Genomic DNA, 24,372 nt, shown 5'->3' with positions numbered 1-24,372 from the left:
AGCGGACGAGCTGTGGGACGAACCGGGCATCGCGCGGATGACGGGGGACAACGTCGCTGAGCACGTGGCCGCCCTACTTTTCGGCATCGAGCACGGCGGCGAGCACGGCATCGAGCCAAGGCGGATCGATCCGCCGGCTGCCGACGCTGAGCGCGCGCGTCGGCTGGCTCAGCACGGGAAGCCGGTCACAGCGCTGCTGCGCGCCGTCCGGCTCGCTCAGGGCCTCATCCTCGACCGGCTGCTCGAAGAGCTGCCCCGGCTCACCAGCGATGCCGAGACGATCAGTGTGGGGACCCGCAAGCTGATCGCGCTGGCGACCGAGTACAAGGACCGCACATCGGAGGCGGACGTCCTGGCCTTCCAGGACGAGCGGGACCGCCAGGTTCAGTGGCGGCTGTCGGTGGTGAACGAGGCGAGCGTACGCGTCGGAACGACCCTGGACATCGACCGCACCGCCCAGGAGTTGGCGGGCCTGGCAAGTGAGCGCTTCGCCGATGCCGCCGTCACCGTCGACCTCCTCGACACGTCTTCCGGAGACGAGCCTCCCGCGCAGGGCACACTCGTGGTCCGCCGGGTCGCCCAGCGGTGGGTAACGGACGGTTACGCCGGGGCGAGCTACGGGGAACCGCTGATTCCGCCGCAGCAGCTCCATAGGTATCCGGACGGATCGCCACAGGCTCGCGCCCTGGTCACCGGCCAGCCCTCACGGCACTACCTCGGCCCGTCCGCATCAATGCTGCTGGTACCGCTGTGCGCCCGTGGCACCACGCTGGGTGTCGCCCAGTTCTTCCGACACCACGAGCACGACGCGTACGGGGACGAGGACCTGCTCCTCGCCCAGGAGATCGCGGCCAGGGCGGCGGTGGCCATCGACAACGCCCGCCGAAACACGCACACGCACGTGCACGCCACCGCCCTCACCCTCCAGCGCAGTCTGCTCCCGCGCGGTACACCCGCGCAGTCCGCCGTGGAGGTCGCCTGCCGTTATCTGCCTGCCGCCTCCCAGCTCGGCGTGGGCGGCGATTGGTACGACGTCATCCCGCTGTCCGGTGCCCGGGTCGCACTCGCGGTGGGCAACGTGGTCGGCCACGGCGTCCAGGCCGCCGCCACCATGGGCCGGCCGCGAACCGCCGTGCGCACCCTCCCCGACATCGATCTGCCGCCCGACGAGCTCCTCACCCACCTGGACGACGTCGTCATCCGTCTGTCCGCAGAAGGCTCCTCCGAGGCCTCTGCCGAAACGGACACCGAAGCCGCGAATGACATCGGGGCCTCCTGCCCGCACGCCGTGTAGCATCCCGTCGCCGGCTGCTGCACCCTCGCCACCGCGGGGCACGTGCCGCCCGTGGTGGTGACCAGGGAGGGAACCGCCGGCATCCTCGCCCGTCGGCCCGCCACTCGGGCCGGGCGGCCTGCCGTTCGAGACGGCGGAGATCGACCTGCCCGAGGGCAGCCTCATCGCCCTCTGCACCGACGGCCTGGTCAAGGCCCTCGACCACGACGTCGAGGCGGGCCTCACCCGACTGTGCCAGGCCCTCGCGCAGTCCTCCGCCTCCTTGGAGGTGAGCTGCGACGCGCTCCTCGAAGCGCTGCTGCCCGCAGACCGACCGCGCGACGACGTGGCACTCCTCCTGGCCCGCACCCACGCCCTCGGGGACTGTCAGGTCGCCACTTGCGACGTGGATGCCGACCGGGCCGAGGTCGCCCGGGGCAGAGCGAGCGTCTCCGGGCAGCTGACCACCTGGGGACAACTGGAGGAACGATCGCACCCTCATGTGCGAGGTCGCGGATGCCGGCAGCACCACTCCGCGCCTGCGCCGGGCCCGCCGGGCCCGTGTCTTCGACGAGGGCGGGCGAGGTCTGTTCCTCGTCGCCCAACTCGCCGAGCACTGGGGAACGCGCCATGCCCGACGTGGCAAGACGGTCTGGGCGGAGTGCGCCCTGGGCGCGCCGGAGCTCTTCTCGGAAGCGGCAGCGCCGGAGGTTCCGGGAGCCGTAGGAGCACCATCTCGCCCGGCCCGCCGAGACGATCGCGAGGTTCCTCGGGGGCTTCGACTGGCTGAAGACGCAGCGCCCGTCGGCGTACACCTGAACGCGGACAAGGAGTCACCTGATTCTCCACTCGGCGTGGCGCTCACCGGGAGACCTCGCGTTCCGTTCCTCCCGCGGCGGCCAGTACATCGGTGCGTTCCACGCAGAGGTATCACCCGGCTCGCCCTGCCCGACTTCACCTGCCCCGAAGTCGGTATGCCCCAGACCCGGATACCGGGAAGCCGTGAGCGCCGGTGCTCCCTCAAGCACCGGCGCCCACTCACCCCTGCCCGAGGTGGTCTTGCTGAACTTTCTGTTCAGTTGTCAGGGGACGAGGATGAGGCGGATCGGGTCGCCGATCTTGTTCTCCAGCCGGTTGACCGCGTCGGCGGCCTCGGCGAGCGGGATGTGGTCGGTGATGGAGGGGGCCAGGTCGAGACGGCCGACCTCGGCGAGGCGGACCAGTTCGGTGACGGACTCGGGGCTGCCGCCGTAGTGGCCGCGCACCTGCTTGCCCATGTAGTTGAAAAGCATGCCCTCGCTGATGGTGAGAGGCCTGGGGCTGATGCCGACCAGGATAAGCACTCCGCCCAGGCCGAGTGCGGCGGCGGCCTGCTCGCGGACGGCGGGCACGCCGGCGCAGTCGAAGGCGAAGTCCAGGCCCTGTCCGGCGGTGGCGGCGCGGACCTGGTCGGCGAAGTCGGGGGCGGCCGGGTCGAGGGCGAAGTCCGCGCCGAATTCCAGGGCGCGCTCGCGGGCGCCGGGCAGCGGGTCGACGGCGATGATCGGCGCGGCGCCGGCCAGGCGGGCGATGCGGACGTTGTGGGCGCCGACTCCGCCCACGCCCCAGATGCCGACGGACTGGGCGGGGCGTACGCCGGCGGTGGTGACGACGGCGGCGTAGGGGGTGGAGACCGCGTCGGGGATGATCGCGGCCTGGTCGAAGGGGAGGTTGTCGGGGATGGTGATGAGGGTGTCCTCGCGGGCGAGGGTGTACTGGGCCCAGCCGCCGTCGTAGTCGATTCCGGCGGTGAGCATCTGGGTGCAGGGGCGGCGGCGCACGCAGCCGGCGCACTGGCCGCAGGTCTTGCCGGCTTCCAGGGTGACGCGGGTGCCGACGGTCAGGCCGCGCTTGAGGTCGGGGCCGAGGGTGTGGATCACACCGGAGACCTCGTGGCCGACGGTGACCGTGTCGGAGGTGGCGAACAGCGGGACGAGGGAGCCGTCGATGAGGTGGACGTCCGAGAGGCAGACGCCTGCGGCCTTGACCTCGATGAGGACCTCGCCCGGGCCGGGAACGGGGACTGGGACCTCTTCCACGGCGAACTTCTTGCTGTCCAGGTGGAAGCGTCCGGCGAGCATGGTGTCCATGGTGCTCTGCTTTCTGTGAGCGGCACTCCCGGCGGTTCGCGCCGATGGGTGCCAGGTGGTGCCCGGCGAGTGTGGTGGCCGGGAGGCGTGCGGGCAGGGAGGTGCGCCCGCACGCCTCCCGGCGTCCGGGGGGGGTTAGGCGAAGACGTCCTGCTGGTAGCGCTCGTCGGCTTCCAGCTGGGCGAGCCACTGCTGGCCGGCCGCGTCGTCGGCGCCGGTCCGCTCGCGGTAGATCGCGGCGAGGGCCTCGCGGACGGCGGGTGCCATGCGGCGGCCGTCACCGCAGACGTAGATGTACGCGCCGTCTTCGATGGCCTGCCACACGGTGTCGGCGGCGTTGGCGATGGCGTTCTGCACGAACCGGGCCGGGTGGCCGGTCACCGCGGAGTAGGCGGTGTGCACCTGGGCGATCCCGGACTGCTCCCAGGCCTGCATCTCCTGGTGGTAGAAGTAGTCGTGCTCCGGGTGGCGGCAGCCGACGAAGACCTGCGACAGACCGACCTGCGTGCCGTTCTCCTGCTGGTGGGCACGCTCCTCCAGGAAGCCGCGCAGCGGCGCGATGCCGGTGCCGGGACCGATGAGGATCAGCGGTGTGGCCGGGTCGGCGGGCGGGGCGAAGGTCGGGGAGGGGACGCGCACGTAGCCGTAGAAGACGTCTCCGGGATTGAGGCCTGCGATGTAGGAGGAGCAGGTGCCTCGGTACTGGCCGTCGCCGGACAGGGCCGGGCCTTCCAGCAGGCCCACGGTCAGCCGCACGTGGCGCGGGTTGGCCTGCGGGGCGGAGGAGATGGAGTAGAACCGCGGGCGGATCGGGCCCATCATCTCCAGGAACACCGCCAGCGGCAGCTCGACCGCCGGGAAACGCTCCAGCAGGCCCAGCACGGAGACCCGCTTGCCCAGGATCTCGGTCTGGTACCGCTCCTCGGCTTCGATGGTGTCGGCCGTGTAGGCCTGCAGCTGCGGCCGGGTCCACGGGCACTCGGTGTGCTCGGCCAGCGTCTGTATCTGGGAGCGGGTGGCCACGTCCTGCAGTTCCAGGTACTCGGTGAGCAGGATCCCTGCGGTGACGGGGGTGCCGACCGGCAGGTGGGTGCGGCCGCCGGCGGGCATGTCCAGGCGCAGCACCTGGTCACGCTCCACGTCCAGGCGGGCGAGGGCGCGGTCGACGAGCGGCTGCTCGTTCTTGGCGAAGACGGCCAGGTGGTTGCCGGTGTCGTAGGTGACGCCGTCGGGGAGCTCGATGGTGATGGACTTCGCGGCCGGGCGCGGCGGCTCGATGCTGAAGTCCCACAGCCCGGTGGCGTCGGCCACGAGTTCCTCGTTGGCCACGACGGTGAGGGGGTAGGCCTGCTCGGAGACGATCGCGGGGCGCACGTCGGACTCGGTGAGCAGCTGGACCTGGTACCGCGGGCCGCTGGCCTGGGAGGTGTCGGCGGCGTACTCCTCGGCCAGGGTGGTCCACAGGGTGTCCATCCAGCGGGTGGCCATGCCGTCGAAGTCACCGGCGGCGTCCGCGATGCCGCGCTCGATGACGGGGGTGGCGCCGGCCGCCAGCAGCCCTTCCTCGATCCGGGTGGGGAAGGCCTGGTAGGTGGCCACCCACTGGGTGTTGCCGGCGCCCAGCAGCGCGAACCGCACGTCCTTCAGCGAGCCCTCCGGGAGTCCGGCGGCGATCAGGTCGTCGAAACGCTGCGCGTTGTCCGGGGCCTTGCCGTTGTAGCTGGCGGCCACGACCACGAGCAGGCCCTCGGTGGGCAGGTTGTCACCCAGCTCGTCCAGGCCGACCAGGGTGGTGCCGAACCCGGAGCGCTCGCTGCGGTCGGCGATGGTGCGCGCCAGGTCCTCGCACGAACCAAGGCTGGAGCCGTAGGCGACGGTCAGGTTCACCCCCACACCGCTGACCGCGGCCTGCTCCTGCGTGTCGTCGCTCTGCAGGTCCGCGACGCCGAAGACGGTGCGCTGGTGTTCCTGACGGCGACGGACGACCAACTCGAAGTTGCTGGGCTTGCGGGTCAGCGCCTCGTTGGTGTCCATCTTGTAGTCGGTGGTGTCGGAGAACTTGAACTTCTGCAGCACCAGCGCGAGGGCCAGACGGGCCTCGGTGAGCGCGAACTGCCGGCCGATGCAGGCACGCACGCCGTTGCCGAACGGCTTGTAGGCGTGCGGGTGGTGGTTGACCCGGTTCTCCGGCAGCCACCGGTCGATGTCGAACTCGTCGGGCCGCTCCCACGCCTTGGGGTGGGCGTGCAGCGGGCCCATCAGCAAGTTGACCCGCGTTCCCTCCTTCAGCTCGTACCGGCCGCCGATGACGGTGTCCTCGATCGGGGCCTTGCCGAATGCCGGGATGGGAGCCCACAGCCGCAGGGTCTCCTCCAGGATCCGCGGGATGACGTCCATCTTCATGATCGTGTCGTAGTCCGGCACGGTGTCGCCGGGCAGCAGCCGGTCCACCTCGGCGTAGGCCTGGGCCAGGACGTGCGGGTTGCGCATCAGCGAGTAGGTGGCGAACGACAGCAGGCCGCTGGTGGTCTCGTGACCGGCGATCAGGAACGTCAGCACCTGGTCCCGGACGTTGTCGTCGTCCAGCACCTTGCCGGTCTCCGGGTCGGTGGCCTCCAGCATCAGGCCCAGCAGGTCGTCCTCACCGGCGCCCTTCCCCTCGCGGCGCTCCTTGATCACGCTCTCGACCAGGTCCTGCATCTGCTGGATGTTCCCGCGGTACCTCTGGTCGTCGTCCTTGCGGAGCGCGGTCATGCTCGGCAGCTCCTGCGAGCGCTGGTTCGACTCGATCAGGGACTCCAGCAGCGCCTGGAGGAAGGGGTGCAGCGCCTCCTTGTCGAAGGAGTCGAACCGGTAACCGAACCCGGACAGGGCGATGGTGTCCAGGGTCAGCCGGGTGTAGTCGTCGGTGATGTTGACCGGCTGACCCTCCCTGGCCTCCCACTTGCCCGCCAGGTTCTGGGCGATCTCCAGCATCTGCCCGTAGTAGGCCTTCATGGCCCGCTGGCTGAAGGCCGGGAGGAGGACACGGTGCGCCATGCCCCATTCCTCTTCGTGCTGGTGAGCCGTGAACAGGCCCGCCCCCGCGAAGTCCCGGACATGGGCCAGCGGCGTCTTGTCGATCTGCTTGAAGAACCGCGTCTCGTCACAGACCTCGGCCACCAGGTCCGGGTCCCAGACGAAGACCTGCTCGATACCGGCGATGTCCATGCCGTAGATGCCCTCGGGGAACTGCTTGGCCAGTTCGCCGAAGTACTCCACCGGGTTGGTGCTGGGGATCTGCGGCGTGTGACCGAGCAGGGGAATCCCGCGCGCAGACCGGATGGGCCGCAGGTCAGTCTCGGGCTGTGTGGTCATGGCTGGCTCCTTCAAGGGGAAAGGCGGGCAAGGGTGCCATTCGGTGTGGCGGGGCGCCGGTACGGCAACGCCCAGTTTCCATACGCTGTATGCCTACAGTAATACCATACGACGTATGGAAGCTCAATCGGCGGACCTGGGTCGAAAAAACGGGAATGTTGGGCTCATCAGGGACGGCGACGCTCGCGCAGCGGGGTCGCATCAAGACCAGGCGCTTCCGAGCGCGCTTCCGGCTGGAGGAGGCGAGGGGCGAGACCGGTCGTCGTCGGCCGGCAGCTCGACCGGGCTCCTTCTGGTGGGTGCGACCCGTGGAGAACACCTACGATCCGCGACGGCGGCCGTGGCGACATCCCGGCGAGCAGCGAATCCCCCCGGCCTGCCAGTGCGCATCGCGGCGGTCGGGTCTGCACCCATGCGCGTCGGTGTCTGACGGCAGCGCCGGAGAAGCAGGCGCGTGTGCCGCCTCGCGGCGGCGCCTCAAATCCCTACGCCGCGCTCGATCGGTCCGGCATCAGCCCGCGAGGGCGGGCAAGCCGGGTTCGCCAGGATCTCCTCGTCAGGGCATACCTGTGATCTACTGCCGCAGGCGAGCACGCCGCCCGCCGCCAGTCGGCGCCGCCCACCAGCGCGCACAGCCCCACTTCTGCGAAGCCGCAGGAACGGGGGGGCCGAAAACGGTGCCGCTGTCCTCCGCATTGCCGCCGGCGCTGGTACCATACACTGTATGGTGACTGAACGGAAGCCCCCCCGGGGCACAAGAAAGAGGGACGTACCGCTCACCAAGGACGGCATCTACGCCATGGCGTTGCAGCTCATCGACGCCGACGGGGTCGATGAGCTCACCATGCGCAAACTCGCGGTCGCGCTCGATGCGAACCCGATGTCGCTGTATCACCACGTGCCGAACAAGGACGCCGTGCTGCGCGGCGTGGCCCACCGGGTCGGTTCGCAGTTCAGCGCGGACGAGCGGGGGGGCATCCCCTGGCAGGACCAGCTGCGTCAACTGGCCCGGGACTTCCGCGAACTGTCGCACCGTCACCCGGAACTGATGGGGTATTCCTTCACGCGTCCCGACTACGTGCAGCCGGAGGACCCCTTCTGGCAGGCACTGATCGGCATCCTGGCCGCCGCGAAACTGGCCGAGGAGGAGATTCCGCGCGTTGCCGCGACCCTGGTCGGTATGCTCACAGGTTTGCTGCTCAGTGAACTGAACGGGGCACTGCAGCGGTGGGCCACTCTGCCACCGGCATCGTCGGGCCCCGACGAGGAAGAAGCGCCCCCGCCCTCCAAGGACGTGATCGACACCATGTTCGACTCCGCGCTGACCGCCGCAGTCGCCGGAGTGGAGAACCATGTCGCACGAGCCCACGAGAGGGTGTGACGGTCGGAAGCGGAACGGCTCCGGTGGGGCGGGGCGCGGTCCGGCGGCGCCCCACCGGGCCGAACTGATGCCGCCGCGGTCGCGGAAGGACCATAGTGGACGCAGGAGCGTAGAGAGGCTGCTGCGATGTCCGGAGCGCCGACACACACGTCAGCCCGGTACCTGCCGATCGCCGAGCACGGCTTGATCGGGGATCTGCGCACAGCGGCCCTGGTGGGTACCGACGGGACCATCGACGGGTACTGCACCACCACAGTCGCCTTCTGGCGGCGCTGGCTGCAGCAGTTCCGCTACCGCGGCCGCCGGCGGGAGATGGTGCACCGCTCCGCCCTCGCCCTGAAGCTGCTCACCTACGCCCCCACCGGGACGATGCTGTCCCTCATCGTCCCGTCTACGCGCAGAACCATGTCCTCGGCCACCTCGGCCGGGACATCATGGTTCTCCACCGGATCCTTGGCGAAGGACGCCGGGTGGAGCTCGTCCATGAACCGGTCGCCCTCGACCGGGTCCTGCCAGATCTTGGCCAACGGATGCCAGACGTACTCGGCACTGACCGGACCGCTGCTGCCGGTCCACGTACGAACGAGGTCCGGCCGCAGGGAAGCGACGCGCGCGGTGAGGATGCAGCCCCGGTCATGGCCGACCAGATCCACCGGCTCGCCCACCCGCTCCAGACGTTCGATGAGCCGATCGACGTACTCCTCTTTGGTGGAGACGAAGCCGCGCGGCCGGGGCGTGCCGAAGCCGGGCAGATCCCAAGCCTCGACCTCGCTCCGGATCAGGTGCCGGCGCACGCCGTCCCACACACGGTGGGTGTCGGGGACGCCGTGGATCAGCTTTTGGTCCTCACTGCTCTTTCGGGTTGAACCCGGCCGCCCTGTCCGAGATGGAATTCCCCGGGGGCTCTCCTTCGCAGCGTGCGACCGGTGGTCGGAGCTGACGGGGGACGCTTCCGGTGGCGCGCCGGGGGTTCTGCGGGGGCCGGCCTTCGCGCCCACCGGCGTGATCGGCTGTGAGCCGGCTTTCCAGGCCGCTGATGATCGTGTCCAGCACCAGGCGGAACATCCCGTCCTCGCCAGAGCCCTCGTTCGTCGGCCCGTCCTCGCCGGAGGCGGGTGTGGTGGGCTGGAGGTTCGACCACCGGTGGAGCGCGCCATTGAGCTCGGCGATCATCACGCCGATGACGACGGCGCACACGAGCGCGGCGAGCTGCGGGATCTCCGACTGCGGAACCCCTGCGGCGTCCAGTACGGCGGTCAGCGCGACCCAGAAGGGATCTTCGGGCTGGAGGAAGTCCGGCTGGCTGAACGAGTAGGCCATGAGGTTGGGATGGCGGTGTGCCAGCGTCCGGAAATCCGTGGCGAGCAGGCGCATGCGCTCCTGCCAGGGAGCGTCCTCCAGTGTCACGGTGCGGAACCGGGCGCCGACCATTCTCGCCACGCCACGCAGCAATGCTTCCCTGTTCGGCACGTGGTGGTACAGCGACATTGGGTTCGCGTCCAGCGCGGCGGCGAGTTTGCGCATCGTGAGCGCCTCGACCCCGTCCGCGTCGATGAGCCGCAGGGCGGAGGTGCAGATCCCTGCCTCGGTCAGAGGCACATCCCTCTTCCGAGTACCTCTAGGGGTACGCTTCACTCTTTCCATACAATGTATGCTACCAAGCCGTAGGTCAGCGCGGGGGGCTCGCGGCCCGTGGTGGCGATCACTCCTGAGGTCGCCGCGGACTTCGAGCGGCCGGTACCTGTCACCGCAAGGGTGAGTCAGCGGTGGGCGTCAGCGAGGACTCGGCGACGCCGACGATCTGGCTGATGTCGAAGTCCTCCATGTCCGCACGGAATTCGGGGCTGGACAGGTACGCCTCCAGCCGCTCCTGAACATCGTCGGCGTCCCGGTAGGAAACGAGGGCGTACAGCTGCGGCGACTCACTCCCGGGAGCTGCGGGCACCGTCCAGACGCCGTGTGTGGTGATCCTGTGCTTGGCCATACCAGGAATGTGCTTGGCCCAGATGTTCTCGTAGGCGACGAGCGCCTCAGGGCTGCGCAGTGTGTAGACACGAAGCTGGTACTGGGACATGAACTCTCTCTCCTTCTCTTCTGCCACCGGGACAAAGGTCCCCAGCGGCACGGCGGTTGGGAGGCTTCTCTCAGCCTTTCGCGAACAGGTTCGCCAGTTCGCGCTCCCAGTCGATGTGTCCGGACTCGGTACCCCGTGGCACCAGCGCCTCCGTGTCCTCCAGGAAGGTCCTGACGTGCTGCACGGGAACCTCGAGCAAGGCGGTGCCCGCCGGAGCCCCGAGGCCGATGTACATCGCTTGGTCACCACGGCCGACGGCCGGCCGGACCCGGATGTCCCCACGGCCTGCGGAACCCCTCAGGCCATCGGCCAGAAGATCACGCCCCAGGACCCATTCGGCCGGCTCGTCGGTGTGGGTGAAGAAGACGGCACGGACGACATAGGGATCAGTGGGCTCGTACCGCAGGCTCATGCACATGGACAGCGAGTAGGTGCGCGAGATGACAAGCTGCACGGCCATCCCCTGTGTGACGGTCTTCAACGACTCCATCGACTTTCACTCCTGCCTGGGCGGCGGTCAGCAACCGCTGATCGCCAGCCATGGGTCTCGTCCCATGAGTAGCCGAGTTCGAACGGGTTGCCGACACCGTGGTCCCAGCGGTAGTCGCCGGCGGCGGCCGGGCTTTGGACGTGCGCGGATGCCGGGGTCGCGGCCAAAGCGGTGCCCCCGGCCCCGAGAAGGGCGACACCCGCGACCGCCACGGAGGAGGCGGTGACGCCAACGCGCCTCGTGAGCTTCTTCATGATCTTTCCTTCCCGATTGGCGCGATCTGCACCATGGCTGCATGCAGGCGATGTGCGGCGCCTGGCGTGGTCTGAGCAAACTCTTCCATACGGCGTATGGAATCACCCTTCTAGGAGTACCATACAACGTATGGAACTGTCGAGGCGGCGGAAATGGCCCGCCCGGCCGGGCACGGCATGAACAGCTCGACGTCTTCGCCGAGACACGTCGGCCGCCTGGACGAAGTCCGCCCGTCCTGCGAGAAGATGCTCACCTGGACCGACCATCTCGGGCTCTGCGCCGTGGAGATCAGTCACACCGGCGAGCAACCTGCCAGCTACTCCCGGGCGTTCATTCATCTCTCCCTCATCGGTGCGGCCTTCGGACTCGGCCACGCCCTGGGCTGAGCCCTCGCCCCTGAGGGACGAGCCGCCCGGGATTTCCGTCTCCGGAGCCGTGGCATGCGGGCGCCCGGGTCCGGCCCCCATGCTGGAAACGAGGGGGTGAGACAACGGCGGGAGTGGTGGGGATGCAGACCGTTGTGGATCTCACGCGCTGCCAGGGCTATGCGCAATGCGTGTTCCTCGCGCCGGAGGTGTTCCAGCTGCACGGGGAGGAGGGGTTGCTGTACGCCACGGCCGTCCCCGACAACCAGGTCGAGTGCACCAGGCCGCGGCGGCGTGCCCGGTGCAGGCGATCCTCCTCGGTGAGGAGGTGAGCGCCAGTGCCCGGTGACCTCAAGGACGGCCGTATCGTCATCGTCGGCGCGTCGCTGGCCGGGCTCTGGCCGCGGAGGCGCTGCGCGAGGAGGCGTTCACGGGCTCACTGACCGTGGTCGGGGACGAGCCCGACCCGCCCTACGACCGACCGCCCCTGTCCAAGCAGGTGCTGCCGGCCAGGCGACGGCGGACAGCACCGGGCTGCCGATGCTGTCCGCCGTCGACCCGGACGCCGATTGGCGGCTGGGCGTGCGCGCCACCGGCGTGGACCTGCTCGCGAAACAGGTGCAGCTGGAGGACGGCGAGTCACTGCCGTACGACCGGCTGCTGATCGCCACCGGAACCCGCGCGCGGCCCTGGCCCAACCCGGAGGAAGCCGCCCTGGACGGGGTGTTCACCCTGCGCACCCGCGAGGACACCGGAGGGCCGGCCCAGCGGCTGGCCGCAGGGCCGGAGCGCGTGCTGCTGATCGGCGGCGGCTTCACGGGCTCGGAGATCGCCTCGGCCCGCCGGTAACGGGTCGACTCCATGCGCGGCGAGATCGTCCAGCTGACCACGGAACTGGCGGAAATGTTCCAGGAGGGCAGGCAGATCGACGTCGTCGACGACTTCGCCTACCCCCTGCCCGTGTCCGTGATCTGCCGCCTGCTCGGCATCCCGGACAAGGACGAGCAGCTCTTCCAGGACTGGACCGACATCCTCGTCGCGTCCGCCGACATCGGGCCCGAAGGTGACACCGCCGAACGGGACCAGGCGGCCGGCCAGGCGCAGCGGGAGATGGGCCAGTCCTGGTCCAACTCGCCGAACAGCGACGCGGTCGGCCCACCGGCGACATGCTCTCCGACCTCGTCAACGAACCGGATCCGGCTGTACGGCTCAGCGAGGAGGACCTCGCGGTGAACACCATCCTGCTGTTCATTGCCGGACACGAGACCACGGAACACTGATCGCCAACGGCGTCCTCACCCTGTTGCGCCGGCCCGACCAGCCGGCACGTCTGCGCGAAGACCCCGGCCTGCTGCCACGAGCGGTGGAGGAACTGCTGCGCTACGAGCCCCCGGTCCACATGCGCGAGCGGGTTCCTCTCGTCGACATCGACGTCGCCGGCACCACCATCGCCGGCGGCACGTCCGTCATCCTGGCGCTGGCCTCGGGCAGCCGCGATCCCATGCGGTTCAGCGAACCCGACCGGTTCGACCCCACCCGCCCGGACAACCAGCACGTCGGCTTCGGCAGCGGTATCCACCTGTGCTTCGGCGCGCCACTCGCCCGCATCGAAGCCGAGGCCGCGCTCGGCGCGCTGATCCCCCACCTCGGCACGGCACCACCTGGTCCAGGACCCGCCCCCCTACCGGCAGAACGCCATGCCGCGCGGCCCCCGCCACCTGCCCGTCCGGCTCTGAGGCTGAGGGGCGGCGACAGCAGGCGAGAGAGACCAGCCACCCCGGTCCATTACGCGGGCCGCGGGAACCGGTGCGCCGTCGGAGCCGGTCGGCTGGTGCGCAGCAGCAGGGCCCTCTTCACGCTGCGGCGGGAAGGGGCCGCCGGGCGACGTCACGGGCCTCATCCGGGGAGAGGCCGAGCACGTGCAGGATCATCTCGGCCATCGTGCCTGCGGCCCGGTCGCTGTCGGCCTCGGGCCGCTTGCACCACAGCTCCAGGAGCGCCAGCAGGCTGCCGTTCAGCACGGTCAGGGCGACCACCGGGTCGACCACGGTGAACCGGCCTGCGGCCATGCCCTTCTCCACATCGCGCTTCGCCCGCGCCAGTCCGTCGCCGGCGCATATCCGACCGAGCTGGCTGTGGTACAGCATCTGCATGATCTCCGGGTATGACTCGGCCATGCTCACGCTGAGCCGCACGCCTCCAGCGAGGCGCTCGGCGGGATCATCGACGCCGTGCAGGCGTTCGTCGACGGCTTGGGCGTACTCCTCCAGCGCTTCGGCCACGGCCACGTCGAACAGGTCCGGCTTGCCCGTGAAGTGGTTGTAGAAGGAGCCGAGGCCCACGTCCGCGCGCTCCGCGATGGCATGGATGCTGGCGCTGGCGCCACCGGACTCGGCCAGGGTCTGCCGCGCGGCGCGGACGAGTGCCTGGCGGGTCTCGGCACGGCGGCGTTCGAATCGGTTCCTGCGTACGGCTGGCATCGGCATGCTCCATGAATTAGAGCAGCAGTTCTGATGGATTCATCATTACATTGCCCGCCTCGGGTGTCCACCCTGGCCCACCGATCCCGACTCCACGGTCGCGTGATGCGACGGCACACGCTCACATCTGACGCTTTGATCAATTCCGAGGGGCTTGACGACGAAGCGCTCGTAACTGACACTTTCATCAGAAGTGGACAAAGCGGTCCAAGGTTGGCAGGTGTCGCGCTGGGCCGCTCAACCATCGGCGCGGTCGCGAGCCCCCTCGCACGGCCGGTCTCGCCGGGCTCAGCCCCGGCCGACACCGTTCCACCACGGCTACAGATCGGCCCGACGCCGCACATGCCGCGCTGTCTCACACCTCCGCACCGATGGGAAGAACCAGATGACGAACACTGACCACGCGCCGCTCGCCGAGCCGGTGAGCCCCCGAGAGATACCCGACGCGGCCATAGCGATGCTCGATGCGGAGGGGACGGTGGTGGGGTGGACGCACGCCGCCGAGCAGCTTGTCGGGTACTCGGCCGGGGAAGTGGTGGGCAGGTCCGCCGCACACGTGCTGCTGCCCGCCGAGGACGCCCCGAGTGCTGCAGGGGTAGCCGAGCAGGGTCGTGCCCAGGGTGGGTGGTCCGGCACCGTGATGGTCCGCCACCGCGACGGCCACGTCATCAAAATGTCGCTGCTGATCTCGCTGCTGTGGGGGCAGGACGCCGGCACCCGGTGGCTGGTGTCCGTGACCGACATAGGCACCCTGTCCTCGGGGGCGTCCAACGGAGCTCTGCGGGAGTCGCTCCTGGCCCGCGCACCGGTCGGCATCGCTGTCTATGACCCGCAGCTGCGCTGTACCTGGGTCAACGACGTCATGGAGCGCCACGACGGCACTCCTCCTGAGCGACGGTTCGGACGCCGTCTGCGGGACTCACTGCCCGCCGTCGAGGCCCAAGCGCTCGAGGTGGTGATGCGGCAGGTGCTGGAGAGTGGCATCACCATGGTCCACGAGTACCGGGCGTGGTCGTCGACGGTCCGGCGCCGGGAGCAGGCGTACTCGGCCTCGTTCTTCTGCCTCCAGGACGCGGACGGCACGGCACTGGGCGTGTGCGCCATGAGCGTGGACGTCACCGGCAACCGGCGGGCGCGCGAGCGCCTTGCCATCCTCAGCGAAGCCAGCACGCACATCGGCAGCACCCTCGAGGTCATGCGGACCGGGCAAGAACTGGCAGACCTCGCCGTACCCCTGCTCGCCGACGTCGCCGTCGTCGACCTCGTGGAGTCGGTTCCGTTCGGACTCGAGCCCTCCGCACGGATCGGCACGACGAGCGACCGCCGTCCTGTGCTGCGCCGTGCCGGGGTGGCCTCCATCGACCTGGCTGCCCTGGAGTTGCCGGCGGTGCGCGAAGAGGTGATCCACGTCCAACCGACCTCGTCATTCGCCGCCGCCCTGCGCACGGGCACATCTCACCTGGAACCCGTGCTGGACACCCATGCCGGCCCATGGGTCGACCACGATCCGACGCGGGCGCAGAGGATCCGTGACAGCGGCATCCACTCTTTGATGGTCGTCCCCATCCGTGCGCGGCACTGTGTGCTGGGACTGGCGCTGTTCGGCCGCTCCGAGGAGCAGACGCCGTTCCAGGAGGACGACCTCCTCCTCGCCGAAGAGCTCGTCACCCGGGCCGCGCTCAGCCTGGACAACGCCCTCCAGTACGCTCACCAACGCACCGCGGCCCTGACACTCCAACGCGACCTGCTCCCCCACCATGTGGGAGGCGGCGCCGCCCTCGATGTGGCCTCGCGCTACGTGCCGGCCGACACGGACCACGGCGTGGGAGGCGACTGGTTCGACGTGATCAAGCTGTCCGGCGCCCGGGTGGCCCTCGTCGTCGGAGATGTGGTCGGACACGGCATCAACGCCGCGGCGACGATGGGCCGACTGCGCACCGCCGTCCGCACCCTCGCGGACATGGAACTGCCTCCCCACGAACTGCTGACGCACCTCGATGACACGGTCAGGCGGCTGAGCGAGGAGGATGCCGACGCTCCGGACCAGGCCCCCGCGGCGGTGGGCGCCACTTGTCTCTATGCCGTCTACGACCCGGTCACCCGGCGGTGCACGATGGCGCGGGCCGGGCACCCCCCGCCCGCGATCATCGACCCGCAGGGCCACATCACTTTCCCCGACATGCCCGCCGGGGCCCCGCTCGGCCTCGGCCTCGGTCTGGTCCCCTTCGAGTCCGTGGAACTGGAACTGCCCGAGGGAACTCTGCTCGCGCTCTACACCGACGGTCTGGTCGAGTCCCGCGACGACGACATCGACGTGGGCCTGGATCGCCTGGGCGCCGCCCTGGCAGAGACCAGCTCGTCCCTGGAAGACCTGTGCTCTCAGGTGATCGAGTCCTTGCCGACTCAGTCCCCGGCCGACGATGTCACCCTGCTCCTTGCGCGGACGCGCGGACTCGAACCGGCCCAGGTCGCCTTCTGGGAGCTGCCGAACCAGCCCGCCGCCGTCCACATCGCCCGGCAGGCAGCCGCCCGTCAGCTCAGCGAATGGGGGCTTGAGCGTCTGGTGACCACCGTGGAGCTGATCGTCAGTGAACTGGTCACCAACGCCATCCGCCACGGCGACGGCCCGATCCGCCTGCGGCTCATCCAGCACCAGGTCTTGACGTGCGAAGTCTCCGACAGCGACACCAGCCACCCACGCCCCCGCCGGCCGCACATCACCGACGAGCAGGGCCGCGGTCTTTTCCTCGTCGCTCAGTTGTCCCGCAGGTGGGGCTGCCGCACCGCTACGGACGGCAAGGTCGTCTGGGCCGAACAAGACCTGCCCTCCAAAGCCGTCACGGTGTGACGCGCCGCGGACCGGGCCGCCGACGGCCGCCACAGCATGCGGTCTCCAGAGCCGCAGGCTCTCGTATAAGGAAGCCAGAGATGGATATAGAGAGTGTCAGCAACGCCTGCTCGGCAGGCGCCTCCCAAGGGTCGACGGGCGTCTCCTGTTCCGGCGGTCCCAGCGGCAGGTTGTACGCCTTCGACGCTCCGGCAGCCGCCGTGCTCGACAATCGAGGCGCGGTGGTGCGGTGGACCGGGACAGCAGAGGACCTGACGGGGTTCCGCGCCGAGGATGTCTGCGGCCGCCCCGTGCGGGAACTGGTGGCCGACCTCCCGGACGACCTGCGCCGCGCCACGGAGATGCCGGCGTCCGGCCGGGTACGGCTGTGGCACCGGAGCGGCGACACCATCGATGTCACCTTCCGGGCCACCAAGGTGGGCGGCTCGGCGGAGGTCCTCGTCCTGGCGGCCCCTACCCACCACATCGCCGACCACGAGCAGGGCGCAGCGCTCCTGCGTGCGCTGTCCGCGCAGAACCGGATCACGATCGCCGTGCACGACACGGATCTCACCACCGTGCAGACGAACGCCACGCCGGGCGGTCTCGACGGCCCTCCGGTAAAGCCCGGCACTCGGCTGAGCGACGTGCTGTGCGCCGAGGACGCCGAGAACCTCGAGGCAGTACTGCGCCGGGTACTCGAGACGGGTGCCCCAGTGGTCCGCAGAAACCAGCAAGTGCGCTGGCGGCACGATCCGGCGCGGCGGCACGCGCTCTCGCTGTCCGCCTTCCGACTCGAGGACGCGCGAGGGCACCCCACGGGGATCGCAGCCCTGTACTTCGACAACACCGACCAGATGCGCGCCCGCCGTCATCTGGATCTCGCCCGCGAGGTGGCGGAGCGAGTAGGAGGATCCCTGGATGTCGTGCGCACAGCGCAGGACCTTGCGGACGTTCTCGTACCTGCGTTTGGAGATTTCGCCGCAGTCGACCTTGCGCACTCCGTTTTCGACGGGGACGAACCCTCGAAGCAGTTGGGCGGTGGAGACATGGGCAACGCGGCCCTCGCGCCGGCCACCGCGGTGTGGCCGGCCGGCATCAAGCGCGGCGAGTCCATCCCGCCCCTTCCCAACCACCCCCTGCTGCGCAGCTTCCGAGACGGCGAGCCGGTCGTCTTCGGCCTTGACGACTTCATCGCCATGGTCAGAGACCCGCAGCTCGTCGAGTATCTCGTCCCGAAGGACGCCCATTCGATGCTGGTGGCACCGTTGCACGCCCGTGGTCTCACGCTCGGCGCCATATCGGCCTGGCGCTGCGGCCGGTCCGATCCCTTCACCGAGGACGAGGCGGAGCTCATGAAGCAGATCGCCTCACGGGGTGCGCTCGCCATCGACAACGCCCGCCGTTACACGCGCGAGCACAGGGCGGCCGTGGCTTTGCAGCAGAGCCTCCTCCCCCCGGCCACGACCGACACTCCGGCAGCCGAGACCGCCGGCCTCTACCTGCCCGCAGGCAGCGGAGCAGGCAGCAGCGGCGACTGGTACGACGCCATTGCTCTGCCCTCTCTGCGGCTGGCCCTTGTCGCCGGAGACGTGGTCGGCCACGGCATGCCCGCAAGCGCCACCATGGGCCGCCTGCGCGCCGCCATCCAGACGCTCGCGGACCTGGAACTCGAACCGGACGAGGTGCTCGCCCGGCTCGCGGACCTGATCCAGCGCCTCGCGGCCGAAGCCCCATCCGGCGACCGCGACATCGTCGGCGGCACATGCCTGTACGCGGTCTACGACCCGGTCACCAGGCGCTGCACCATGGCCAGTGCCGGCCACCCGCCACCCGTCCTGCTCCGGCCCGACGGGACCGCAGAAGCGATAGGAATCTCCCCGGGACCACCACTCACCCTCAGCGGCATGCCGTACGAGACCACCGTGATCGACGTCGAGCCGGGCAGTGTTCTCGCTCTCTACACCGACGGTCTGGTTGAACGGGGCGATCGCGACGTCGGCCAGGGTCTGCGACACCTGACGGAAGCCCTCGCCGCGCGCTGCCGTCCGGATCGTGCCCTGGACGAAACCGGCCGGGCTCTCCTCGCCGACCTGGCGGACCAGGCGCCGCGCGACGACGCGGCCCTGTTGCTGGCCCGCACCCGCGCCATCCCAGCGACGGACATCGCTCACTGGGAGATCCCAGACGATCCGACCGCCGCCTCCAAGGCTCGAGAGTGGATAGCCCGTCAACTCACCATCTGGGGCCTGGACGACCTTCTCTTCACCACCGAACTCATCGTCAGCGAACTGGTGACCAACGCCATCCGCTACGGTCGCCCGCCGATGGAACTCCGTCTGATTCGCCACCACGTCCTGGTATGCGAGGTCACCGACTCCAGCAGCACCCAACCTCGTCTACGGCGTGCCCGCACCACCGACGAGGGAGGACGCGGCCTCTTCCTCATCGCTCAACTCGGCGGACGATGGGGCTGTCGCCATGGCCAGAACGGCAAGACAATCTGGTCCGAGCAAGTCATCCAGGTTCCCCCTGAATCCACAGCTCACCGAGGTGGGTCGCGGGAGAGTCCCCACAGCTCTGATGTCTCTCGACCCGGTGTGCCATGACAGCGGCCGCCCGAGGCCGGAGTCTGCGAGCAGGAGCAGTCTCCCGCCTCGTGGCCGCGGCGCGGCTCGGCTCGATGGAGGCGCAGCGACCGGAATCAGGTGCCGTCACCGAAGCCGGGCTTGGCATTCAATACGGAAGAGAGGGCACTGCGACGCCGCGACAAGCCCCGCCGTATCGAGGCCGCGGCCGCACCGGCCCCGGGCCCAGTGCTGGTTGCCAATGCCGCTGGAAAGCCGTGACCGCCGCGTCACTGAACGTGGCTCAGCTCCCTGGATCTGTGGGCAAGAACCTGCGGCGTGGGCCGCGCGGCCGGGGCATTGCACCACCGCGAAGCCCACGGTCCGGGCGCTGTCGGCGGTGGTGGTGCGGCGGGTGCGGGCCGGGCAGGGGCGGCACCGGCTTCCAGCCGGTGCCCCGACCGGGCCGGGTCGGGGCGGCGTCCTGACGGCGGGTGGTGACCAGGGCCCGCCCGTCGGGGCTGTCCGGCGGCCACAGCCCGTCCAGGTCGGAGGGCTGGGTGAGGTCGTCGAACACCACCAGTCACCGCCCCGGACCATTGTCCGCTGCTGACACGCCGGGGATGAGCCACGCGAAGCCCGGGCGCATCGACTTGGACGCTTTGCTGGCGCACCTCATCGCCGAAGGACGAAGGAACCCAGCTGCTCCGCACCCAGAGGCTGGGCCGCTCAAGGACCCCGCCTCACCGACTTCTGTTAGCGCGCCCGCCCTGAGGCTGGCACACTGAATCTGTGCTTCCACTAACGGCCGCAGCAGTTCAGGGTGAGTTTCCATCGATTCCTGGTGCCGGCGTCGTGTCGGTTTGCGCGTTGATCTTTACCGTCGCATCCTTCTGGTGGATCAACGTCAGGCGAGGGCACCTGAAGTCCTGGGAGCCTCATTCCTTTGCCGCGATCGTCCACTCCTCCGAGGCTCGCCTGAGGCTTCCGCTCGTCCTTCACAACACCGGCGCCAAGCCGATAGTCGTGCAGGACCTCAGGTTGACCTTCCCTGATGAGCCCGCCTATCCTCTGCCGCTCCTGTGGATCTCTTCACCGTCCCGTCTCCAACCCAGGCCGGAGGAGGAGCCGAAGTTTCCGGCCGTATTCGCCGTGGCCGGCAGGGAAGCGCAGCAACGCTTCATCGAGTTCGAGGCACCGTTTTCCGGATTCGTTCCGGAGCCGCGTAATTACAAGGCCCAGATTCAGGCGATGGTCGGCCACCGCAAGGGGTGGCGCACCCTTCTGACGTTCACCTTGAGAGCCGCCAACATCATCGATCCCGACCGGTACACCGTCTACAGCAACGCACCTCTTGAACTGACGAGAGGGGAAAAGCGGAAGGCGGACGCCGCGCTCCTGGAGCTGCTGGACGAGCACGAGGACCTCTCCGCTCCGGGCGAGAGGAAGCAGCGGGACTCTTCGAATGACGAGGGCGACACCGGCACGAATCCCTAGAGCGGGAAGACGGTCCCGGACTTCGGCGTGGCGAATGTGTCGGCGCCCCGCCCGCTGCCGTCGGAGCCGGTCAGACCGTGGCCGGGCAGGAAATGCTGCTGCGGCCGGTGGCGGTAGACCGTGGCCCGGCCGTCACCGGAGCGTTCGGCGACCGCGGCGTAGGTGACCGCCCCAGGTCCGCGCCCAGGTGCTCTGCCGCGGCCTCCCCGCTGTGACGGGGGCACACCACCTTGGCCTGGCTCAGCCGACGCCGGCGTCGATCGCATCGAGCAGCACCGACACCCCCGCCCACTGGAAGACGAAGAGCGGCGACATCGAACGCCGGTTCGACGTGGAGGTCGCCGAGCAGATCACCAACGAGCGAGTCGCGAGGTTCCGCGCTCGCGAGAGCACGACAGCGGTCCATCCGTCCGCCCGGGCTTCCTCCACCGTGCGGTGCAGTTCGCGCGCGGCCTCGAGCGGCCGGGTGAGGTCCGCGCCGGCTACTCCGCGTAGCCGCCCGTCGAAACCAGGCGGCGAACTCGGCCACCTCGTCGTCGCTGATCAACGGCCCTGGGGCCCGCACCGGGCCGTTGACAGCCCGATCTCGACGTCGGCCGCCATCGCTGCCACGGGGAACTTGGTCGGCAGCGACTCTTCCAGCAGCCCCGGCCTCGTTTGCTGGCGCAACGACTCGAACAGCTCGTGATGGGAGTGACGGAGCGTGGAGCGCTGCAGGCGCACCTCGCTGACTGGACTGGCGTCCTGCCTCGCGCCACTGGCCCCAAGGGCCCGAGAGCGGGCAAGCGATCGCTTACCGCGACCCTATTCCCTGCGTGTCGGTGTCAGCCGGCCCCAGGTATGCAGCACTCTGCTGCCCCGTCAAAGAGCACGCTCTCGACCCGCCGCCGGCGGGTCGTCCCCCGTGCTGAAGCGGTGTCAGCGTTCAGCCTCTTCCGCCGCCTGCTTAATGCCGCGCAATGCCTCGTCGAGCCCGTGGTCAATCTGCTCGCCTTCCGCGTGCTCGGTATGCAGCTCCACAGTCAGGCGGGAGCTGCCGGCGCCCTCACCTTCGTCCACGTGCAGCCGGCCCCGGTAGTCGTGCGGTCCCGGCGCGCCCCACTCCAGGCTTCTGCCGTCCCCCAGTACGTGGATCCACGCCTCGCTGGTCACGTCCTGTTCCGATGCATCAGGGGGGTTGATGTGGGCGGTGACGGTGACCCTGTCGCCGTCATGAGGGCGCGCGGACGTCAGCCGCGGCATGTACGACGGCAGATGCTGCACGTCGGACAGATAGGCAAAGAGCCGGTCCGGCGATACCTGCACACTGATGCTCTCGCTGTAGTCACCCATAGCCCCCTGGTCCCCGAAGCGCTTGGTGACCAAACGGAACAACGCAGGGATCGCCCGTTTTGCGCAGAAGTCATCCATGGCGCGCCTGTGCTCGCCGCACAGGACCGGCAGAGCGCCATCGGCGCCGACACGCGCGGCACCAGCCGGCACAATCGCGCCACCCGTTCACGTTCTGCGCCGCCAAGACGATCCGCGGATGACGAGTCTCTCACGTGCGCACCACCACGCACGGGCGTACCGGCCCGATGGATGCCCCGGGTTCCGCGACGGCTGCGTCGGCGGCAGCTCGTCGATCAGCGTGCGGATGGCGAACCCGCCGAGCATCATGTGCACCACATACTCCAACGCCGGGTTGTCCGGACGCACTTCACTCTGGTCGACGGCGCGTTGCATCACCAGGCGGAACTCGTCCATCTCGAATTCGACGAGCAGTTCCTTGAACGCCCGCAGGAGATCCCTTCGGCAGCGCATCCGAAACGTTGGCCGTTTTGTGAACCCAGCACCTTTGATGGCGGGTGTCGGAGAACACCTCGTTCAGCGCGTTCCAGAAGCCGAGCGCGCCGTCGCCGACGGCCAGGACCGGGGCCCGCATGCCCCGGCGAGCGCAGTCCCGCAGCAGCTCGGCCCATGCCTCGGACGACTCGCGGTATCCGTCGGTCATCGCGATCAGATCCTTCGTGCCATCGGCCCGCACGCCCATCAGCACCAGGACCGCGCCCTTCGCCTCCTCCAGGCGGATGCGCAGGTGGACGCCGTCGGCCCAGACATACACTTAGCTCGAGTGCAGGCACGAAGTCGCCGGAGGACAGGCCGTGCAGGTAGAGCAGCGGCAGCACCTCGCTGATCTTCGGGGACTTCCGTGCCCAGGGCGGCAGGATCGCCGAGGAGAACCACTTGCGTTCGCCCGTGGCCTCGTCGAGGCGCTTGTCGTTCACGCACGGGGCCTTGACCTCGACGACTCCGGCGGAGGTGGTGACGTTCCGCGGGTGGTGATGGCCGTTGCGCACGACCAGGCGGTGACCGCTATCGTCCCGCTCACCGGCCAACTCGGCTATGTAAGCGTTGACTTCCGCCTCCAGGGCGGCAGCCAACATCCGCTTCGCGCCCTCGCGGACGATCTCACCACCAAGGCATGTCGGGCTCGGCAGGCGGGGCTCGGGACCGGTGGTGACCGGGCTATTTGGTGAGCTGGGCGAGGGTGCGCGAACGCCGGTGAGCTGGGCGACGGCGAGCCGAGCCCACGGGCACGGCTACTCGCCCTTGAGGAGCTGAACCAACTGCTCGTCCAGGGTGAACTCGCCGTTGTCGACCGCCGTCTCCAGCCAGTCGGCCGCCGCCCTCACCTTCGCGATGCCCCGGCGGACGGTTTCGCGTTTCGTCCTCGGTGAACTCCTGGCCCCGCAGCCGCGGAACCAGCCTGCCCAGGGCGGCTCTGCTTGGTTGCACCCCGCCGGCGCACTTGATGCGTCCGCCGGGACGGCGGTCACGGCATCGTCGGTAGTGTCGCTGCCGGGCTGCCGCTTGCTACTGCTCGCTGCGCCGGGCCTGCCAGGCGCAAAGAACAGGGTTTCTCGATCCGCCGGCCTGAAGCGTGTGGTCCCGATTGGTGACCTGCCGTCACGCCCCCGGGTGTTGTGGGCGGCGTGGATCGCGGCGGCACTGTACGCCGTGGGGAGTTACGCCGCTTGCCAGACCACTGCGACGAAGGTGGCTGTCGCGATGCCGTTGCCGGGCATCGCGGTGACCGTGAGCCGGACGATGCGGCCTTCGCCAGTGCGGGCGCACACGACGGTGCCCTTGGCCAGGGGTACTCCGTCTGCGCTAGCTGACTCGATGGTGCTCACGCAGTCGGCAGCGGTCGGCTGCCTGCCAGGATCCTGCCAGGCGGCGATGTCGGCGTTGCCGAGGGCGTAGAGCGTGGCGGGCTTCGGCAGCGTGATGTACAGGTCATTGTCCGCGTCCGTCGTGGCGTGGGCCGGTGGTTGGGCGTCCAGGTCCTTGTCGCCGGCTCCGAGCGGTCCCAGCACCAGCGTCCCGGACCACCGCCCTGTTTCCACGGTGGTGGACGGCGGCGGGGCCGTCGGGGTCGGCACGGCGGTCTGCGTCGCGGATAGCGAAGCCGCCTGTCCGCCAGCGGAATCCGCCACCAGCAACTCCCCGGTACAGAACTTTACTTGGGCAACAGAGCGTACCCGGCAGGCGGCGGAATCAGCCGAAAACATCCACTCTCTTCCGAGAAGAACCTCTGCCGTCTGCACCACGCATACGTGTCCGTCCCGTTACCGTGCGTACTAGGGACTGTGCCGAGTTGGGATCACGGGTTTGGCTGTTTCGCTGTCCTGGCT

At 69.4% G+C, this 24,372-nt stretch carries 20 protein-coding genes and 7 pseudogenes; 12 read left to right on the top strand and 15 right to left on the bottom strand.

Annotated elements, in window-relative coordinates:
- Window positions 1-64: 64 nt before the first annotated feature.
- Window positions 65-1,294 carry a PP2C family protein-serine/threonine phosphatase gene (locus RWE79_RS39100; RefSeq protein ID WP_475945466.1) on the top strand — a complete coding sequence of 410 codons (1,230 nt, stop codon included), beginning with the start codon at window positions 65-67 and terminating at the stop codon, window positions 1,292-1,294.
- 118 nt (window positions 1,295-1,412) lie between these two features.
- Window positions 1,413-2,063 carry a SpoIIE family protein phosphatase gene (locus RWE79_RS39095; RefSeq protein WP_475946411.1) on the top strand — a complete coding sequence of 217 codons (651 nt, stop codon included), beginning with the start codon at window positions 1,413-1,415 and terminating at the stop codon, window positions 2,061-2,063.
- A gap of 292 nt (window positions 2,064-2,355) precedes the next feature.
- Here the strand turns inward: RWE79_RS39095 and RWE79_RS39090 are convergent, their stop codons facing one another.
- Both RWE79_RS39090 and RWE79_RS39085 read right to left on the bottom strand, forming a co-directional pair.
- Entirely contained in the window at window positions 2,356-3,402 is a 1,047-nt protein-coding gene (locus tag RWE79_RS39090) for a zinc-binding dehydrogenase (RefSeq protein WP_475945464.1), read from the bottom strand.
- A 135-nt stretch (window positions 3,403-3,537) separates the two neighbouring features.
- Window positions 3,538-6,759, bottom strand: coding sequence for a bifunctional cytochrome P450/NADPH--P450 reductase (locus RWE79_RS39085; RefSeq protein ID WP_475945462.1), 3,222 nt, complete (start codon window positions 6,757-6,759; stop codon window positions 3,538-3,540).
- A gap of 799 nt (window positions 6,760-7,558) precedes the next feature.
- Here RWE79_RS39085 and RWE79_RS39080 point away from each other — a divergent pair.
- Together RWE79_RS39080 and RWE79_RS39075 are read left to right on the top strand one after the other, a co-directional pair.
- The gene (locus tag RWE79_RS39080) at window positions 7,559-8,140 is read left to right on the top strand and encodes a TetR/AcrR family transcriptional regulator (protein WP_475945460.1); all 582 of its coding nucleotides are present in this window, start codon (window positions 7,559-7,561) and stop codon (window positions 8,138-8,140) included.
- Between the two features lie 126 nt (window positions 8,141-8,266).
- A pseudogene (locus RWE79_RS39075) lies at window positions 8,267-8,518 on the top strand (hypothetical protein); the annotation flags it as partial.
- Between the two features lie 94 nt (window positions 8,519-8,612).
- Here RWE79_RS39075 and RWE79_RS39070 read toward each other — a convergent pair.
- The 5 genes and pseudogenes from RWE79_RS39070 to RWE79_RS39050 form a co-directional block, all read right to left on the bottom strand.
- A pseudogene (locus RWE79_RS39070) lies at window positions 8,613-9,033 on the bottom strand (alpha/beta fold hydrolase); the annotation flags it as partial.
- A complete protein-coding gene (locus RWE79_RS39065; RefSeq protein WP_475945458.1) occupies window positions 8,987-9,784 on the bottom strand; it encodes a TetR/AcrR family transcriptional regulator in 798 nt (265 codons plus the stop codon). The gene RWE79_RS39065 and the pseudogene RWE79_RS39070, both read right to left, overlap by 47 nt.
- A 100-nt stretch (window positions 9,785-9,884) precedes the next feature.
- Window positions 9,885-10,214 carry an NIPSNAP family protein gene (locus RWE79_RS39060; protein ID WP_475945456.1) on the bottom strand — a complete coding sequence of 110 codons (330 nt, stop codon included), beginning with the start codon at window positions 10,212-10,214 and terminating at the stop codon, window positions 9,885-9,887.
- Between the two features lie 70 nt (window positions 10,215-10,284).
- A complete protein-coding gene (locus tag RWE79_RS39055) occupies window positions 10,285-10,704 on the bottom strand; it encodes an SsgA family sporulation/cell division regulator (RefSeq protein ID WP_475945453.1) in 420 nt (139 codons plus the stop codon).
- Entirely contained in the window at window positions 10,692-10,958 is a 267-nt protein-coding gene (locus RWE79_RS39050; RefSeq protein ID WP_475945451.1) for a hypothetical protein, read from the bottom strand. Before RWE79_RS39050 ends, RWE79_RS39055 begins: the two co-directional genes overlap by 13 nt.
- A 153-nt stretch (window positions 10,959-11,111) precedes the next feature.
- On the opposite strand from RWE79_RS39050, the gene RWE79_RS39045 reads away from it, so the two are divergent.
- The 5 genes and pseudogenes from RWE79_RS39045 to RWE79_RS39025 form a co-directional block, all read left to right on the top strand.
- Complete coding sequence (locus tag RWE79_RS39045; RefSeq protein WP_475945449.1) at window positions 11,112-11,345, top strand: hypothetical protein; 234 nt, start codon at window positions 11,112-11,114, stop codon at window positions 11,343-11,345.
- 122 nt (window positions 11,346-11,467) lie between these two features.
- Window positions 11,468-11,673, top strand: a pseudogene (locus tag RWE79_RS39040) (ferredoxin).
- Window positions 11,663-12,170, top strand: a pseudogene (locus tag RWE79_RS39035) (FAD-dependent oxidoreductase); the annotation flags it as partial. The pseudogenes RWE79_RS39040 and RWE79_RS39035, both read left to right, overlap by 11 nt.
- A 15-nt stretch (window positions 12,171-12,185) precedes the next feature.
- Entirely contained in the window at window positions 12,186-12,557 is a 372-nt protein-coding gene (locus tag RWE79_RS39030) for a hypothetical protein (protein ID WP_475945447.1), read from the top strand.
- Window positions 12,558-12,723: 166 nt separating this feature from the next.
- A pseudogene (locus tag RWE79_RS39025) lies at window positions 12,724-12,984 on the top strand (cytochrome P450); the annotation flags it as partial.
- Between the two features lie 193 nt (window positions 12,985-13,177).
- On the opposite strand, the gene RWE79_RS39020 reads toward RWE79_RS39025, so the two are convergent.
- Window positions 13,178-13,810 carry a TetR/AcrR family transcriptional regulator gene (locus RWE79_RS39020; RefSeq protein ID WP_475945445.1) on the bottom strand — a complete coding sequence of 211 codons (633 nt, stop codon included), beginning with the start codon at window positions 13,808-13,810 and terminating at the stop codon, window positions 13,178-13,180.
- A 379-nt stretch (window positions 13,811-14,189) separates the two neighbouring features.
- Between RWE79_RS39020 and RWE79_RS39015 the strand changes: the two genes are divergently transcribed.
- From RWE79_RS39015 to RWE79_RS39005, 3 genes are all read left to right on the top strand, one after another.
- Window positions 14,190-16,652: a SpoIIE family protein phosphatase gene (locus RWE79_RS39015; RefSeq protein ID WP_475945443.1), complete on the top strand. Its 2,463-nt coding sequence runs from the start codon at window positions 14,190-14,192 to the stop codon at window positions 16,650-16,652.
- Window positions 16,653-16,822: 170 nt separating this feature from the next.
- On the top strand, window positions 16,823-19,240 hold the full coding sequence (locus RWE79_RS39010) for an ATP-binding SpoIIE family protein phosphatase (protein ID WP_475945440.1): 2,418 nt from the start codon (window positions 16,823-16,825) through the stop codon (window positions 19,238-19,240).
- Window positions 19,241-19,990: 750 nt separating this feature from the next.
- Complete coding sequence (locus RWE79_RS39005) at window positions 19,991-20,695, top strand: hypothetical protein (protein ID WP_475945438.1); 705 nt, start codon at window positions 19,991-19,993, stop codon at window positions 20,693-20,695.
- Here the strand turns inward: RWE79_RS39005 and RWE79_RS39000 are convergent.
- The 7 genes and pseudogenes from RWE79_RS39000 to RWE79_RS38970 all read right to left on the bottom strand — a co-directional run bounded on the left by RWE79_RS39000 (window position 20,692) and on the right by RWE79_RS38970 (window position 24,120).
- Window positions 20,692-20,919: a hypothetical protein gene (locus RWE79_RS39000; RefSeq protein WP_475945436.1), complete on the bottom strand. Its 228-nt coding sequence runs from the start codon at window positions 20,917-20,919 to the stop codon at window positions 20,692-20,694. The two genes, RWE79_RS39005 and RWE79_RS39000, sit on opposite strands and share 4 nt — an antisense overlap.
- A gap of 16 nt (window positions 20,920-20,935) precedes the next feature.
- Window positions 20,936-21,088: a hypothetical protein gene (locus RWE79_RS38995; protein WP_475945434.1), complete on the bottom strand. Its 153-nt coding sequence runs from the start codon at window positions 21,086-21,088 to the stop codon at window positions 20,936-20,938.
- Between the two features lie 525 nt (window positions 21,089-21,613).
- Window positions 21,614-22,105, bottom strand: a complete 492-nt coding sequence (locus RWE79_RS38990; protein WP_475945432.1) for an SRPBCC family protein — start codon at window positions 22,103-22,105, stop codon at window positions 21,614-21,616.
- Between the two features lie 87 nt (window positions 22,106-22,192).
- Window positions 22,193-22,483 (bottom strand): annotated as a pseudogene (locus RWE79_RS38985) (TetR family transcriptional regulator C-terminal domain-containing protein); the annotation flags it as partial.
- Window positions 22,446-23,175 (bottom strand): annotated as a pseudogene (locus RWE79_RS38980) (transposase); the annotation flags it as partial. The pseudogenes RWE79_RS38985 and RWE79_RS38980, both read right to left, overlap by 38 nt.
- Before the next feature lie 102 nt (window positions 23,176-23,277).
- Window positions 23,278-23,514 (bottom strand): DUF6192 family protein, encoded by a 237-nt coding sequence (locus RWE79_RS38975; RefSeq protein ID WP_475945430.1) that lies wholly within the window; start codon window positions 23,512-23,514, stop codon window positions 23,278-23,280.
- Between the two features lie 189 nt (window positions 23,515-23,703).
- Complete coding sequence (locus RWE79_RS38970) at window positions 23,704-24,120, bottom strand: hypothetical protein (RefSeq protein ID WP_475945428.1); 417 nt, start codon at window positions 24,118-24,120, stop codon at window positions 23,704-23,706.
- Window positions 24,121-24,372: the final 252 nt, after the last annotated feature.

This window comes from Streptomyces sp. RLA131 (assembly GCF_056270125.1).
Note: the sequence above shows the minus strand (reverse complement) of the source record. Positions and strands in the feature narration are given on the sequence as shown.

What these genes read in the sequence shown, in the direction of transcription:
- RWE79_RS39020 (WP_475945445.1), bottom strand. Translation starts at nt 13,810, where the DNA reads ATGCCGATGCCAGCCGTACGCAGGAACCGATTCGAACGCCGCCGTGCC.
- RWE79_RS39085 (WP_475945462.1), bottom strand. Translation starts at nt 6,759, where the DNA reads ATGACCACACAGCCCGAGACTGACCTGCGGCCCATCCGGTCTGCGCGC.
- RWE79_RS39060 (WP_475945456.1), bottom strand. Translation starts at nt 10,214, where the DNA reads ATGTCCCAGTACCAGCTTCGTGTCTACACACTGCGCAGCCCTGAGGCG.
- RWE79_RS39030 (WP_475945447.1), top strand. Translation starts at nt 12,186, where the DNA reads ATGCGCGGCGAGATCGTCCAGCTGACCACGGAACTGGCGGAAATGTTC.
- RWE79_RS39055 (WP_475945453.1), bottom strand. Translation starts at nt 10,704, where the DNA reads ATGGAGTCGTTGAAGACCGTCACACAGGGGATGGCCGTGCAGCTTGTC.
- RWE79_RS39015 (WP_475945443.1), top strand. Translation starts at nt 14,190, where the DNA reads ATGACGAACACTGACCACGCGCCGCTCGCCGAGCCGGTGAGCCCCCGA.
- RWE79_RS39090 (WP_475945464.1), bottom strand. Translation starts at nt 3,402, where the DNA reads ATGGACACCATGCTCGCCGGACGCTTCCACCTGGACAGCAAGAAGTTC.
- RWE79_RS39065 (WP_475945458.1), bottom strand. Translation starts at nt 9,784, where the DNA reads ATGGAAAGAGTGAAGCGTACCCCTAGAGGTACTCGGAAGAGGGATGTG.
- RWE79_RS39045 (WP_475945449.1), top strand. Translation starts at nt 11,112, where the DNA reads ATGGCCCGCCCGGCCGGGCACGGCATGAACAGCTCGACGTCTTCGCCG.
- RWE79_RS39080 (WP_475945460.1), top strand. Translation starts at nt 7,559, where the DNA reads ATGGCGTTGCAGCTCATCGACGCCGACGGGGTCGATGAGCTCACCATG.
- RWE79_RS39050 (WP_475945451.1), bottom strand. Translation starts at nt 10,958, where the DNA reads ATGAAGAAGCTCACGAGGCGCGTTGGCGTCACCGCCTCCTCCGTGGCG.
- RWE79_RS38990 (WP_475945432.1), bottom strand. Translation starts at nt 22,105, where the DNA reads ATGGATGACTTCTGCGCAAAACGGGCGATCCCTGCGTTGTTCCGTTTG.